The organism is Rhizobium giardinii bv. giardinii H152 (assembly GCF_000379605.1).
Classification (GTDB): domain Bacteria; phylum Pseudomonadota; class Alphaproteobacteria; order Rhizobiales; family Rhizobiaceae; genus Pararhizobium; species Pararhizobium giardinii.
The window spans coordinates 241,435-255,645 of the sequence record NZ_KB902691.1; the positions used below are offsets into that span (position 1 = coordinate 241,435).

16 protein-coding genes are annotated in these 14,211 nt (G+C 62.0%); 8 read left to right on the forward strand and 8 right to left on the reverse strand.

The window, feature by feature from the left end; genetic code table 11:
• The first annotated feature begins 364 nt into the window (after positions 1-364).
• The 3 genes from A3AY_RS0122745 (at position 365) to A3AY_RS0122755 (ending at position 3,085) form a co-directional block, all read left to right on the forward strand.
• A complete protein-coding gene (locus A3AY_RS0122745) occupies positions 365-1,258 on the forward strand; it encodes a LysR family transcriptional regulator (RefSeq protein WP_018327990.1) in 894 nt (297 codons plus the stop codon).
• A gap of 118 nt (positions 1,259-1,376) precedes the next feature.
• Positions 1,377-2,018, forward strand: coding sequence for a DUF1007 family protein (locus tag A3AY_RS0122750; RefSeq protein ID WP_026203727.1), 642 nt, complete (start codon positions 1,377-1,379; stop codon positions 2,016-2,018).
• On the forward strand, positions 2,012-3,085 hold the full coding sequence (locus A3AY_RS0122755; RefSeq protein WP_018327992.1) for a nickel/cobalt transporter: 1,074 nt from the start codon (positions 2,012-2,014) through the stop codon (positions 3,083-3,085). The genes A3AY_RS0122750 and A3AY_RS0122755 overlap by 7 nt, the downstream gene beginning before the upstream one ends.
• Positions 3,086-3,095: 10 nt before the next feature.
• On the opposite strand, the gene A3AY_RS0122760 is transcribed toward A3AY_RS0122755, so the two are convergent.
• From A3AY_RS0122760 to A3AY_RS0122775, 4 genes are all read right to left on the reverse strand, one after another.
• Positions 3,096-3,311 carry a hypothetical protein gene (locus A3AY_RS0122760; RefSeq protein WP_018327993.1) on the reverse strand — a complete coding sequence of 72 codons (216 nt, stop codon included), beginning with the start codon at positions 3,309-3,311 and terminating at the stop codon, positions 3,096-3,098.
• Positions 3,308-4,000: a GNAT family N-acetyltransferase gene (locus A3AY_RS0122765; RefSeq protein ID WP_018327994.1), complete on the reverse strand. Its 693-nt coding sequence runs from the start codon at positions 3,998-4,000 to the stop codon at positions 3,308-3,310. The genes A3AY_RS0122760 and A3AY_RS0122765 overlap by 4 nt, the downstream gene beginning before the upstream one ends.
• A 134-nt stretch (positions 4,001-4,134) precedes the next feature.
• A complete protein-coding gene (locus A3AY_RS0122770; RefSeq protein ID WP_018327995.1) occupies positions 4,135-4,899 on the reverse strand; it encodes a tellurite resistance TerB family protein in 765 nt (254 codons plus the stop codon).
• 130 nt (positions 4,900-5,029) lie between these two features.
• Positions 5,030-5,668, reverse strand: a complete 639-nt coding sequence (locus A3AY_RS0122775) for a 2-dehydro-3-deoxy-phosphogluconate aldolase (protein ID WP_018327996.1) — start codon at positions 5,666-5,668, stop codon at positions 5,030-5,032.
• A 237-nt stretch (positions 5,669-5,905) separates the two neighbouring features.
• On the opposite strand from A3AY_RS0122775, the gene A3AY_RS0122780 reads away from it, so the two are divergent.
• From A3AY_RS0122780 to trhO, 5 genes are all read left to right on the forward strand, one after another.
• Entirely contained in the window at positions 5,906-6,388 is a 483-nt protein-coding gene (locus tag A3AY_RS0122780) for a CYTH domain-containing protein (protein ID WP_018327997.1), read from the forward strand.
• Entirely contained in the window at positions 6,372-7,277 is a 906-nt protein-coding gene (locus A3AY_RS0122785) for a CHAD domain-containing protein (protein ID WP_018327998.1), read from the forward strand. Before A3AY_RS0122780 ends, A3AY_RS0122785 begins: the two co-directional genes overlap by 17 nt.
• A gap of 177 nt (positions 7,278-7,454) precedes the next feature.
• Positions 7,455-8,147 (forward strand): helix-turn-helix transcriptional regulator, encoded by a 693-nt coding sequence (locus A3AY_RS0122790; protein ID WP_018327999.1) that lies wholly within the window; start codon positions 7,455-7,457, stop codon positions 8,145-8,147.
• Positions 8,148-8,217: 70 nt separating this feature from the next.
• The gene (locus A3AY_RS0122795; protein WP_018328000.1) at positions 8,218-8,586 is read left to right on the forward strand and encodes a VOC family protein; all 369 of its coding nucleotides are present in this window, start codon (positions 8,218-8,220) and stop codon (positions 8,584-8,586) included.
• Between the two features lie 83 nt (positions 8,587-8,669).
• Entirely contained in the window at positions 8,670-9,629 is a 960-nt protein-coding gene (trhO, locus tag A3AY_RS0122800; protein WP_018328001.1) for an oxygen-dependent tRNA uridine(34) hydroxylase TrhO, read from the forward strand.
• A 16-nt stretch (positions 9,630-9,645) separates the two neighbouring features.
• On the opposite strand, the gene A3AY_RS0122805 is transcribed toward trhO, so the two are convergent.
• The 4 genes from A3AY_RS0122805 to A3AY_RS0122825 all read right to left on the reverse strand — a co-directional run bounded on the left by A3AY_RS0122805 (position 9,646) and on the right by A3AY_RS0122825 (position 14,070).
• Complete coding sequence (locus A3AY_RS0122805) at positions 9,646-11,022, reverse strand: GH1 family beta-glucosidase (RefSeq protein WP_026203728.1); 1,377 nt, start codon at positions 11,020-11,022, stop codon at positions 9,646-9,648.
• A gap of 244 nt (positions 11,023-11,266) precedes the next feature.
• Positions 11,267-11,530, reverse strand: a complete 264-nt coding sequence (locus A3AY_RS0122815; RefSeq protein ID WP_018328004.1) for a type II toxin-antitoxin system ParD family antitoxin — start codon at positions 11,528-11,530, stop codon at positions 11,267-11,269.
• An 89-nt stretch (positions 11,531-11,619) separates the two neighbouring features.
• Entirely contained in the window at positions 11,620-12,801 is a 1,182-nt protein-coding gene (locus A3AY_RS0122820) for a Gfo/Idh/MocA family protein (protein WP_018328005.1), read from the reverse strand.
• Positions 12,802-13,017: 216 nt separating this feature from the next.
• Positions 13,018-14,070 (reverse strand): sugar phosphate isomerase/epimerase family protein, encoded by a 1,053-nt coding sequence (locus A3AY_RS0122825; protein ID WP_018328006.1) that lies wholly within the window; start codon positions 14,068-14,070, stop codon positions 13,018-13,020.
• Positions 14,071-14,211 lie beyond the last annotated feature (141 nt).

Sequence of the window (14,211 nt, forward strand, 5' to 3'; positions counted from 1 at the left end):
TTACCGATTTCCTCACCAATTCGAGGGTTCGGCGGACACCCATGGGCACGTGCGACTTTGGGCTGAGTGGGAGATAAGAAAAAACCCTGTCGTAATCAAGCGTTTTTTCCGTTTTTCTGTTGAATTTTTTGCAGAGACGGAAACAATCACGACGTTCACATTTAATGAACAATGAGGGGCGCCGGAACGGAGGGACCAACCCATTGATTCCAATCGTTTTCACTTCAAAAAACTGGCCCCTCTTTTCGCAAGTTGCGGCAAGCGAAATCGGCAGTGCGAAAGACCGCCGTTCGATGGTGCAATGCGGTCGCCCGATAGGCGGCGCGAATCGAATGCGTTAGTTGTGCAAAAGGAATGACGACCGATGGATACTCTGACCCGGATTCGCGCATTCATCGACGTGGTCGATGCCGAGGGCTTCTCCGCCGCGGCCCGCCGCGGCGGGCGCTCCAAGGCGCTGCTCTCCAAATATGTGCGCGAACTCGAGGACGAGCTCGGCGCCCTGCTGCTCAACCGCACCACCCGGCAATTTTCGCTGACGGAGGCCGGGCACACCTATTACCGGACGGCGTCTGAGATCCTCAAGGAGATCGACAACCTCGCCGACCTCGTGCGCGCCAGCAATTCCGATCTCAAGGGCCGCTTGCGCATTTCCGCGCCGCGCACCTTCGTCGATGCCGAGATCGGCCAATCGCTGATCGATTTCGGCAAGGCGCATCCGGAACTGTCGCTGGAGATCGTCTCCGACGATCGGTTCGTCGACCTGGTCGAAGAAGGTTTCGATGTCGCGATCCGCATCACCAAACTGGAGGATTCGACGCTGATCGCCCGCAAGCTGGACGACTTCCAGGTGCAGATCTGTGCATCGCCGGCATTTCTGGAAAAGAACGGCCCGATCAACCATCCCTCCGAACTGTCACGGCACGCCTGCATCCTCGACACCAACGGTCGCTCCTACAGCAACTGGCGCTTCGTCGAACCGGATGGCACGACGTTCAGCGTACCGGTCGGCGGGCCGATTGAGGTCAACAGCCCGCTTGCCGCCGTGCGCGCGGCCGAATCGGGCATTGGCATATCGGGCGTTCCGGAATTCATCGCCCGGCCGAAGATTGCCGCCGGAACGCTCGTGCCGATCCTGGAAACCTATCTTCCCAAGGACCGCGGCATTTATGCGATCTATCCACATCGGCGCTACCTGCCGACGAAAGTGCGGACCTTTGTCGATTTCCTCTATAACTGGTTCCGCAAGAACACCTGACATTGTCGACTTTGCCGCAGTTGCAAAGTCCCAATTCCGTCCCATTTGACATCCATTGCAGGATATATTGGGCAGATCGATCGGCTGCGCCGGTGCAGCGAAGGGAAGCACGACCACCATGAAACCATTGTCCCTGATCCTGGCGGCCGCGGCCTCCCTTGCCCCCGGCGCCGCCCTCGCCCACCCGCACATCTTCGCCGAGGCGCGCCTGGAGATCGTCGCCGACGGGACGAACCAGATCACCGAACTGCGCAATGTCTGGCGGTTCGACGAGCTGTTTTCGTCCAGCGTCGTGATGGATTTCGACAAGAACTCCAACGCGCAGCTCGATCCCGACGAGTTGCAGGAAGTCGGCCAGACCGTTCTCGATTCGCTTTCGGAATACAATTACTACACGACGATCAACGACAACGGCAAATCCATCAAGGTCAACAAGCCCGACGCGATCACCGCCGACTACAAGGACGGCCAGTTGCTTCTGATGTTCGCCGTCAAGCCCGCCGAGGCGATGCCGCTCAAGGGCAGCCTGTCGTTCGGCGTCTACGATCCGACCATGTATACGGCGATGGATTTTCCGACCGATGAGGATCTGGTGCCGGTCGGCGATCAGCTGAAGGCGTGCGAACACAAGGTGGTGCGCCCGGATCCGGACGAGGTGCTGGCGCAGAACCAGGCGAGCCTCACCGACGCCTTCTTCAACGACCCGACGGGGACGGACATGTCGAAAATGTTTGCGACGAGGATCGAATTCAAATGCTGACGATGCGCAGACCCGCGCGCCTGCTCGGCCTGGCGCTGATGCTGACGGTTGCGTGCGCTGCCGCGGCCCATGCTCAGTCGCCGCTTGGCATCGGCACGGCCGAGCCGGCCTTCAAGACGACGGGCCTGTTCGGTGGCTTCTTCTCCTTCGTGAACATGGAGCAGCAGCGTTTCTACCATACGCTGACGCAAGCGATCAAAGGCATGCGGGAAAACCCCTGGCAGCTCTGGTCGCTGATCGGGCTCTCCTTCGCCTATGGTGTTTTCCACGCCGCCGGCCCCGGCCACGGCAAGGCGGTGATCTCCTCCTACATGATCGCCAATGAGACCGAGCTGAAGCGCGGCGTGCTCCTGTCGTTCCTCTCCTCGATGATGCAGGGCGGCGTTGCCATCCTGCTGGTCGGCGCCGCCTATCTGGTGCTGCGCGGTTCCTCGATCTCGATGACGCAGGCGACGCATTTTCTCGAGGTGGTGAGCTACGCGTTGATTGCCGCCTTCGGTGGCTGGCTGCTGTTTCGCAAGCTGCGCGGGCTGCACCAGCGCCGGCTGGTCCCGGCCATGGCGCAAGATGCCAATCATCATCACAGCGCACACGAGCACGATCATGGACACCATGACCATGCGCATCATTCCCAGAACCACAGCCATCACGATCACGGCCATCATGGCCACAGCCATGGACCGGGCGAGGTCTGCGACACCTGCGGTCATGCGCATGCGCCCGATCCGTCGATGCTCAAGGGCGACCGCTTCGCCCTGCGGGAAGCCTGGTCGGCGATCATCGCCGTCGGCCTGCGGCCCTGCTCAGGCGCGTTGATCGTGCTCAGCTTCGCGCTGTTGAATGGCCTCTATCTGGGTGGCGTGCTTTCGGTCTTCGCCATGTCGATCGGCACCGCCATCACCGTCTCGGCGCTGGCAACACTGGCAGTAACCGCCAAGGACCTCGCCGTGCGCTATGCCGCAAGCGGAAACGCGGCGATGCGGATCAGCAATGGCATCGAAATCTCCGGCGCACTGCTGGTGCTGGTGCTCGGCCTGGTGCTGCTCGGGGCCTCGCTGCAGGGCTGAGCGCGAACCTTCAAAGCCCGCGTCGCCGCTGGTGGCGCGCCCGCAGCCAGAAGATCAGGAAGAAGCCGAGCACGAACAGCGCGCCGACGACGGCCGCCAGCCACGGCGAGATATCGCCGAGCGACAGCATGATCTTCGGCAGGATGAAGAAGCCGAAGCCGACCACGACGAGGATGATGGCGGCGGCAATGGCCGGCGAGCGGTCTTTCTTTTCCGGCGCGGTCATGCCGTCTCCTTCTGCGCCAGCGCTGCGCGAATATCTTCAAGCCTGCGCTTTTGTGTTCCGTCGGCTGAAAAATTGTCCGGTGACAGCCAGGCTTCGAAGGCTGCCTTGAGCTGCGGCCATTCACCGTCGATCATCGAAAACCAGGCCGTATCCCGGTTTGCCCGCTTGGAAATCATATGCTGGCGGAAAACCCCTTCGAAGGTGAAGCCGAGGCGGTGCGCCGTCTTCTTGCTCGCTTCGTTGCGGTTGTCGCATTTCCACTCGTAGCGGCGATAGCCGAGATCCTCGAAGGCGTGCCTGGCCATCAGGTAATGCACTTCGGTGGAAAGCGGCGAGCGGGCCATGGCGAAGGAATGCGCGACGCCGCCGACCTCGACCACGCCGTTTGCCGGGTCGGGACGCATGTAGTTGGCCATGCCGACGACATCGCCGCTTGCCTTGTCGTAGAACACTTCGGTGACCCAGCCGGATTTCTGGACGGTGGTCAGCCAGGCATCGAAATCCTCGATGCCGCGGAAATCGTCCTGGGAGAAATACTGGAGGCGCGCATTGATATCGAGACCGCCAAAGGCCTGCCACAGCGCGGCCAGATGCTTGGTGCGATCATAAGGCTCGATGCGGACATACCGGCCTTCCAGGGTCACCGGCTTCGGCGCCGGGCAACCGCTCCAATTCGTCAAATCGCGCATCTGCTGCTCTCCCGAGACACCATTTAACCGGCTCGGAATCGGCCCGGGGATCACCCGAGCCGAATTCCCCAAGCTTTGCCGCTGGCATAGGACAGCTCAGGCATCCGCACAAATGCAAAGTGGTGATGGATGGATCACCACGGCGATTTGATCGGCGGCTCCCCGGCCCGGGGAACGGAGGTTTTCGGTTCGGCAACCGGCGTCTTGGCGGCCGACACCGTCGCCTCGATATGATCGACCAGCGCATCGGCAAGGCCGAGGCGGCCGGCGAGGAGATCGAGGTAGCCGCGTTCGGCGCGGCTGTCCGGCTCGATGGCCAGGCGCGAAGCGGTGTAGAGCTCGACGCGTTCCTCTTCCGTCGTTGCGGCCGCGACGATCGCGTCGAGATCGACGGGATTGCTCAGCTCGTCATCGAGGAACTGTTGTGCTTCGGAATCGAGCCCCGAAAGCCTGACCTTGTCCATGATGCGGGCGCGCTCGGCATCGTCGATATGGCCATCGGCGCGAGCCGCGGCGATCATGGCACGAACCAGGACGAGGACGAAATCGTTGCGAACGACGGCGGGTTCGGTGCTGAAACCGGAATCGGCCGGCGGCGGCAGAAGCTCGGGCAGCGGCTGCGCTTCGGGCTGCGCGACAGGCTCCTTGCCGGCCTGGTAATTCTTGTAGGCCTGGTAGCCGAGGCCGGCGATGGCGGCGAGACCGCCGAGCTTCAGCGCAGCGCCCGTCACTTCCCGGCCGGTGCCGGTACCGAGCAGCACGGCGGCGAGCGCGCCGGCGGCGAGCGGATTGTCCTTGGCCATCTGGGTGACCTGCCCGGCACGACCGCGCACCGTGCCGCCGGCGCCCGGGACCTGCGAACCCAGGAATTGATCGAGCAATTTCTTCGCGTCAAACATACGGTCACACTCCCTTGGCCGGTCGAAGTCGGATTGAGACATAGGAATGCGACGAAGGAAATACAAACGCGAAGACGAAAAAGGCCGTGTCCCGGGGGCACGGCCTCTCCTGCGCATCCATGCGCGGCAATCAGCCCTTCAGGGCAAACGCTTCGGCAGCGAGCCTGGTGATGCCGGCCCAGTCGCCCTTGGCGACCAGGTCCTTCGGCGCCACCCAGGAACCGCCGACGCAGACGACGTTCGGCAGCGACAGGTAGTCCTTCGCATTCGACAGCGAGATGCCGCCGGTCGGGCAGAACAGCGTGCCGGCAAGCGGCGAGGACAACGCCTTCAGGTAAGCCGCGCCACCGGCCTGCTCTGCGGGGAAGAATTTCATGACCTCGTAGCCTTCCTCGCGCAGGCCCATGACTTCGCTGGCGGTGGCGGCGCCCGGCAGAAGCGGGATGTCGGAATCATTGGCAGCGTCGATCAGTTCCTGCGTCGTGCCGGGGCTGACGATGAACTGAGAGCCCGCTTCGACCGCGGCCTGATATTGGGCCGCATTGAGGATGGTGCCCGCACCGGCAACAGCGCCCTCGACTTCGTTGGCAACGGCGCGGATCGCTTCGAGCGCGGCCGTCGTGCGCAAGGTGATCTCGATCGCCTTCAGACCGCCTGCGACCAAAGCCCGCGCCAGCGGCACCGCGGTTGCGACGTCATCAATGATCAGCACCGGTACCACCGGCTGCAATTTGAGGACGGAAAGAAGTGTATCGGTTTTCTTGCTCATGCCGGCCGCCTTTGCTTTAAAACGATTGAAATCGCAGTTCGAATACTCTTCCCGTCCGCATTTGTCGAGACCAAACGGGCGTTTTCGAAAGCCTATTCGAGCAGGATGACGCAGGCTTGACAACAGGCGCCGCAGCGCGTGGCGATACCCGCCCCTAACCCGAAGTGCTTGCTTGTTACCGCATCACAAACCTGTAATCTATGCATAATCGACCTCCGCGAGGCAGCGAGCAATGCGATGGCCAAGGAAATTGAGCGCAAGTTTCTGGTAGCTTCCGACGGATGGAGAAGCGAGGCGGGTCGCGGCACATGCCTGCTGCAGGCCTATGTCGTAACCATGGATGACCGTTCGGCCCGCGTGCGGCTGATGGACGACGAACGCGCCAAGCTGACGATCAAGATCACCAACGGCTCGATGACGCGTGACGAATTCGAGTATGACATTCCGGTCACCGATGCGAAGGAATTAATGGTCAAGGCGATCGGCCTCGTGATCGAGAAGACTCGCTATGAGGTGATGCATGGCGGCTTTGTCTGGGAAGTCGATGTCTACGGCGGCGCGCATGAAGGCCTCGTCATCGCCGAGGTCGAGTTGAGCGCCGAAGGCGACGCGCCGGATCTTCCCGCCTGGCTGGGTGCCGAAGTGACCGGCGACCCACGCTATTCGAACCAGTTTCTGGCCACCTTGGCTTCAAAGAGCGAGCATGAGCTATCACATTGACCCTTCTGAGAACTTCACGAAGGAAATCCGGGCGGTTGGCAGCGAGCAGCTGAACCTCGCGATTGCCGCCTTGACGGAGCGCCCAAAGGGGCTGCTGGAAGCGATTCATGATGCCCGCAAATGCTTCAAGCGGTTGCGTTCCCTCTATCGCCTCACCGCCACCGCGGCGCCCGCTTTCAGGCAGGCCGAAAACGCGCGCATACGGGAGATGGCAAAAACGCTTTCGACGTTTCGCGACGCGACGGCTCTGGCTGAAGTCAGCCAATATCTGCTCAAGCAAGCGCAAAGCAACGAGGAGCGCGCTGCACTGAAGCGGATCGCCAAGATGCTGGCGGTCCGGCGCGACAAACTCGCGGCTGATGAGAAACCGCTGGAGGAAAACGTGGCGACGGCGATTGCTACCTGCGGCCAGGCCCTGGAAGCGCTGTCGCATGTCACTTTCGAGGATGACGGCGACAGGAACGCCAAACACCTGGCGAAAAGTTGGCGCAAAATGCTGAAGCGCGCCGCGGCGGCACGCGAGACCTGCACGGACACGACGGACGCGCATCTGTTTCACGAACTGCGCAAACGCTGCCAGGACTATCGCTACTACCTCTATCTGCTGCAGCCGCTCTGGCCTTCGGCGATGCATGCAAAGAGGGTCGAGGCGACCGAGATCGTCGATCTGCTCGGCCACCACAACGATCTCGCGCTGCTTACCTCCCTCGTCAACGAGCAGCCGGACCTTTTCGGCAAAAGCGAGGACCTCGTCCATCTCCTGTCGGCGGTGATCACGCGACAGGAGGCTCTGCGCAAATCAGCCGTTGCCGCTGCCGGGTCCGTTTTTCGAGATGATCCAGTGGACGAAAGCCGGAAAATCCGACTGTTGTGGCAGGACGAGGCCTGAAACGACTGCATAATGGTCTCATTGCCGCTCATCCGGTCGCCTTGTTCGACAAGACAGGCGCCATCTTCTCGCCGCCGTGACGGTGGCATCTGAAAGTCGCTCGGCGCTGTGAAGTGACATACACGCGCCTGTTCGCTTTGGGGTTGATGCTGCCATTTCGTGGCAGTACCGTGCGGCATGACCCGCTCGACCCGGCTGCTCGACCTTATCCAGCTTCTGCGCACCTACCGCCGCCCGGTGAGCGGCGCAGCACTGGCGCAGCGCCTCGGCATCAGCATCCGCACGCTCTATCGCGACATCGCCACCCTGCAGGCGCAGGGCGCCGATATCCAGGGCGCCCCCGGCTTCGGCTATGTGCTGAAGCCCGGCTTCCTGATGCCGCCGATGATGCTCAGCGAAGAGGAGATCGAGGCGCTGGTGCTGGGTGCCCGCTGGGTGGCGGCGCGAACCGACGACGAACTGAAGGACGCCGCCCGCAATGCGCTGGCAAAGATCGCCGCCGTGCTGCCGGCCGACCTCAGGCGCGAGCTGGAGACCAACTCCCTGCTCGTCTCCTCGGCCAGAAAACCTGTTGTCGGCATCACCGATCTGGCGGCGGTCCGCGAAGCGATCCGCCAGGGCTTCAAGCTCGATATCGGCTATGCCGACATAAATGGCCGATCGACGAACCGGCGCATCTGGCCGTTTGCGCTCGGCTATTTCGAGGAAACCCGCGTTCTCGCCGCCTGGTGCGAGCTGCGCGAGGATTTCCGGCATTTTCGAGCCGAACGGATTGCCTCGATGATCGTGACGGATATCCGCGTTCCGCAGACGCGAGGTCACTTGCTGGCGGAATGGCGCCGGGTCCACAATGTGAAGAGCGACATGTGATCCTACTGCCAGAAACTGACAGCAGGCCTCAATAAAACGGTCTCCGCAAACCACCAAGGAGACGACCATCATGAAAGCCGATTACATCCTGCTCGCCGTCGACAGCCCGGCAGAAAGCGCCAATTTCTACCAGGTCGTTCTCGGCACGACGCCGCTCGAGCTTTCGCCGACTTTCGCGCTGTTCAAGATGAACGAAAGCACCAAGCTCGGCCTCTGGTCGAGGAAGACCATCGAACCCAAGGTGGTCGTCGATGCCGGCGGCAGCGAACTGGCGATTTCCGTCGACGACCGCGAGCGCGTCGATGCGCTGCATGCCGAATGGAGCAGGAAGGGCATCACCATCCTGCAGGAGCCGGTGGCGATGGACTTCGGCTATACCTTCACCGGCGCCGACCCGGATGGCCACCGCCTGCGCGTCTTCACGCCCGAAGGCATCTGACACGAAATGTCGCGGCCCGGCCTCAAACCGCCGGGCCGCGATGCGGATTGCGCGAAAGAGCCGAAAGCTGTATTTCACGCCGCATGACAGACACGCTCAAAACCCCTCGCCCGGAAGCCAGCCTTCCGGATGCCAATGGCCAGTTTCTGGTGGCAGCACTTTACCATTTCATTTCCTTCGACCGGTTCGCCGACTTCCGGCAACCGCTGCAGGCGATGTGCGACGACAATCAGGTGAAGGGGACCCTGCTGATTGCGCACGAGGGCATCAACGGCACGATTGCAGGGCCGCAGGACGGCATCAAGGCCGTTCTGGCCTTTCTCCGCAGCCAGCCGGAATTCACGAACCTCGAGCATAAGGAAAGCTGGGCGTCGTCCATGCCCTTCCTGCGCATGAAGGTGCGGCTGAAGAAGGAGATCGTCACCATGGGCGTCGAGAATATCGACCCCAACAGGGTGGTCGGCACCTATGTCGCGCCGCAGGACTGGAACGCGCTGATCTTGGATCCGGATACGCTGGTGATCGACACCCGCAATGACTACGAGACCGCGATCGGCACCTTCCGCGGCGCCATCGACCCGAAGACCAAGAGTTTCCGCGACTTCCCCGACTGGGTGAAGAACAATACCGATCTCGCCAACAAGCCCAAGATCGCCATGTACTGCACCGGCGGCATCCGCTGCGAGAAGGCAACAGCCTTCATGAAGGAACAGGGCTTCGAGGAGGTCTACCACCTCAAGGGCGGCATCCTGAAATATCTGGAGGAGATGCCGCAGGAACAAAGCCTCTGGGACGGCGCCTGCTTCGTCTTCGACGACCGGGTTTCGGTGACGCATGGCCTGCAGGAAGGCGAGCACACGCTCTGCCACGCCTGCCGCCAGCCGCTGACGCCGGAAGACCTGACGTCGCCCCACCACGAAGAGGGCGTTTCCTGCGTGCACTGCCACGACACGCGCACGGAAGAAGACCGCAAGCGCTACCGCCAGCGCCAGCAGCAGATCGAGCTCGCCAAGAAGCGCGGCGAGCGGCACCTGGGAAGCTGACGATCGAACAAGGCGGTCACTCCGCCTTGTGATTGCCCTTCGGGAACTTCCCTGCCAGTTCCTTGTACCAGTGGCCGCTCTTCTTGATGGTGCGGACCTGGGTTTCGTAGTCGACATGGACGATGCCGAAGCGCATCCTGTAGCCTTCCGCCCATTCGAAATTGTCCATCAGGCTCCAGGCGAAATAGCCCTTCATCGGATAGCCCTCGGCGATCAGGTCGGCCGTGACCGAGAGATGGTCGGCGATATAGTCGAGCCGCGGCTGGTCGTCGACCGCGCCGTTTTCGACGCCCATATTGTAGCAGGCGCCGTTCTCGGTGATGTAGCAATCCGGCAGTTGGTAACGCGCGTTCACCGTGCGGATCAGGTCGCCGAGCGCCTGCGGGAAAACCTCCCAGCCGATGTCGGTCTTGACGTCGCTGACCGGCTTGGCGCTGACCGTTGCCGGATACTCGGCGCCTTCGACCGGATCGTTGGAGACACGCATCGGCGTGTAGTAGTTGACGCCCCACCAGTCGGTCTTCTGGCTGATCGTCGCCATGTCGCCATCCTCGATCGCCGGCATGCGATTGCCGAGCGCAGAGAGGAAGCTCTCCGGATATTCGCCCTTGAAGACCGGGCCGAAGAACACACCGTTGTGGAAATCGAAGGCACGGTCGGCCGCCGCCTTGTCTTCGGCGCTGTCGCTGCCGGCATAGACATGCATGGGGTTGATGACGATGCCGACCGGCAGTTTCGGCTGCTCCTCGCGCACAGTGGCAACGCCGAGGCCATGGGCGAGATTGGTGAAATGCAGCGCCCGAAGGGCTGCATCCATGTTGCGCTCGCCCGGCGCGTGGATGCCCCAGAGATGGCTGAGCCAGACGGAACACCACGGCTCGTTGAAGGTGGCGACCGCATCCAGCCGATCGCCGAGGCGAGCGATCACCGTCTTGGCATAGCGCTGGTAGGCATAGGCCGTCGAGCGCGCCGTCCAGCCACCATCGCCCATCAGAGCCAGCGGCAGGTCCCAATGGTAGAGCGTCGCGAAGGCCTTGATATTGCGGGCCTTCAGGCCGTCGACGAGGCGGTCGTAGAAATCCAGTCCCTTCTCGTTGACCGGGCCGGTGCCCTCCGGGATGATCCGCGGCCAGGCGATGGAAAAGCGGTAGGCCCCGACGCCGAGGCTCTTGATCAGGTCGAGGTCGTCCTCCAGCCGATTATAGTGGTCGCAGGCAATATCGCCGTTGTGGCCCTGATAGACCCGGCCCGGCATGTTGGAGAAGGCGTCCCAGATGGACGGCTTGCGCCCGTCGGCCTTCGTCGCACCCTCGATCTGGAACGAGGCGGTGGCCACGCCGAAGAGGAAATCGCCGGGGAAGCGCTTTGCCAGTTTCTTTGCTTCGACCATCATCGCTCTCCTAAAATCGCGCGGCACCAACCAGGATTCGGCCCGCGTCAGTCATGAAATCTGAAACGTTGCAGTAGAATTGTATGCGGAAAAGTCAACCGTTTTCGGCAAGGCGCCATGCGGCCCAGGCAAGTATCAGCTCTTCATGTTTCAGGAAAAAGAATGGCCTCACAATCCTGATTGTCACGGGCGATGTAGTAGGCGATATGCTCGATGTCCCTTTCAGCCTCGTCGGTAAAAACAACGATCACAAATCGGCGTCTTTCGCCTCGTCTTGATATTTGGCCATGAGGCGCGCCCGAACATCCTTCGCCGGTTTCAGGCGCCCAGCCTCTACATCCGCAAGCCCGCGGGCGATCGAGAGGTCGAGCGCGGCCAGCCGTTTCTCGCGATCCTCGATCATGCGCACGCCTTCTCGCAGCACTTCGCTGCGAGAGTTGTAGCGTCCGCGTTTCACCAGATCGGTCACGTAGTGTTCCAGATGCCGCCCGAGATTTGCGCTGCTGGCCATGCCACCTTCCTCTCCGTCTTCTGACAGGAGGCAATAACAGTCAGCATAGAAGCAAGCGCGAACCGTTAAAGACCGCTGAGGGCGAAGACCTAGACCTTCACCCACGCCCCGTTACGCTTGGAGGACTGGACGCAGGCATCGACGAACACCATGCCCTTCATGCCATCGTCGATTGTCGGATAGATGACAGCCGGGTCGACAGCCTCGCCCTTGCGGCGGGCGAAGATGGCGCGGGCGGCTTCGGTGTAGATATTGGCGAAGCCTTCGAGATAGCCTTCCGGATGGCCCGACGGGATGCGCGAGACGCGGGCGGCGGACGGGCCGGAACCGGCGCCGGCGCGGGTGATCAGCCGCTTCGGCTCGCCAAACGGCGTGTACCACAGGTAGTTCGGATCCTTCTGCGTCCATTCCAGCCCGCCCTTGGTGCCATAGACGCGCACCATCAGCCCGTTCTCGTGGCCGGGGGCGACCTGGCTGCACCAGAGCAGGCCCTTGGCGCGCTGGCCGTCCCTTTCCTTGAAGCGCATCATCACATGGGCGTTGTCGTCCAGCGCCCGGCCCTTGACGAAGCTATCGAGATCGGCGGCAAGCTCCTCCAGTTCGAGGCCCGAGACGAAGGCGCCGAGATTATAGGCATGGGTGCCGATATCGCCGGTCGAACCGCCCGCACCCGACTTGGCCGGATCGGTCCGCCAGGCGGCCTGTTTCTGGCCGGACTGCTCGATGTTTTCCGTCAGCCAGTCCTGCGGATATTCCATCTGCACGAGCCGGACCGCACCGATATCGCCATTCGCGACCATCGAGCGGGCCTGGCGGACCATCGGATAGCCGGTGTAATTGTGGGTCAGGACGAACAGGGCATCGCTCTCGTCGGCCAGCTTCTTCAGCTTTTTTGCGTCCGAAAGCGTCGAGGTCAGCGGCTTGTCGCAGATCACGTGGATGCCGCGCTTGAGGAATTCCTTGGCAGCTTCGTAGTGCACATGGTTCGGCGTGACGATGGCGACCGCCTCGATGCCGTTCTTCAGCTTGGCCTCGCGGATCGCCATTTCCCGGAAATCGGAATAGCTGCGCGACGGATCGAGGCCGAGTTCGGCGCCCGACGCCTTGGCCTTTTCCGGTGTCGACGACAGGGCGCCTGCGACCAGCTCGAAATGATCGTCGAGACGCGCCGCCATACGGTGAACCGCGCCGATGAACGCGCCCGACCCGCCGCCAACCATGCCGAGCCGAATGCGCTTTTCGCGAACCTCTGTGGTTCCTTCGATTGCCATGTTTTTCTCCCTTGGATTTCAGAGTTTGCGGAGGGCTTACCCCCCTCTGTCGGCTACGCCGACATCTCCCCCACAAGGGGGGAGATGGATCGCGAACCTCGTGCCTCCCTTACTCAAAATTTATAAGGGAAAAGAATGATCTCCCCCCTTGTGGGGGAGATGTCACGGAGTGACAGAGGGGGGTTGCCTAGTCTCCAAATAGAATGATGAGAACCGCTAGAGCCCGAGCATCCGCCGGTTGGCCGCTTCGTCGGTGCCGCTGTCGGCGAAATCGTCGAAAGCCTTTTCGGTGACGCGGATGATGTGATGCTTGACGAATTCCGCACCTTCACGCGCCCCGTCTTCCGGATGCTTCAGGGCGCATTCCCATTCGACCACGGCCCAGCCGGCAAAATCGTTGGCTGCCATCTTGGAGAAGATCGCGCCGAAATCGACCTGGCCGTCGCCCAGCGAACGGAAACGTCCGGCCCGGTTGACCCAGCCCTGATAACCGCCATAGACGCCCTGCCGACCGGTCGGATTGAACTCCGCGTCCTTGACGTGGAACATCCGGATGCGATCCTTGTAGATGTCGATGTTTTCCAGATAGTCGAGGCACTGCAGCACGTAGTGCGAGGGGTCGTACAGCATGTTGGCGCGCGCGTGGTTGCCGGTGCGCTCGAGGAACATCTCGTAGGTGACGCCGTCATGCAGGTCTTCGCCGGGGTGAATCTCGTAGCAGACGTCGACGCCGCAATCTTCGGCGTGATCGAGGATCGGCTTCCAGCGGCGGGCAAGCTCGTCGAAAGCGGTCTCCACGAGGCCGGCCGGACGCTGCGGCCACGGGTAGACAAAGGGCCAGGCAAGCGCGCCGGAAAAGCTCGCCATCGCATCGAGGCCGAGGTTTTTCGACGCCGTCAGCGCCAGCTTGACCTGATCGACCGCCCATTGCTGGCGTGCCTTGGGGTTGCCACGGACTTCGGGCGCAGCAAACCCGTCGAAGGCTTCGTCATAGGCGGGGTGGACGGCGACGAGTTGCCCCTGAAGATGGGTCGAGAGTTCGGTCACCTCGATGCCGTTGTCGCGCGCCTTGCCTGCAAATTCGTCGCAATAGGTCTTGGATTCAGCGGCTTTTTTCAGGTCGATCAGGCGTCCGTCCCAGCTCGGCACCTGGACGCCCTTGTAGCCGCAATCGGCGGCCCATTTGGTGATCTCGCCCCAAGAGTTGAACGGGGCGGCATCGCCGGCGAATTGTGCGAGAAAGAGCGCGGGGCCCTTGATGGTCTTCATCTGTCGTCTCCTCCATCGAAAGAAGGCCGCTCATCCCGGCCACATCGATCAAATCTCGAAAAAACCTCTCCGTCGCACGTCAATATAGTAGCAACGGCTTAACCTGAAACGTTGCAGGACGCCCGGAAGCTATCATGTTTG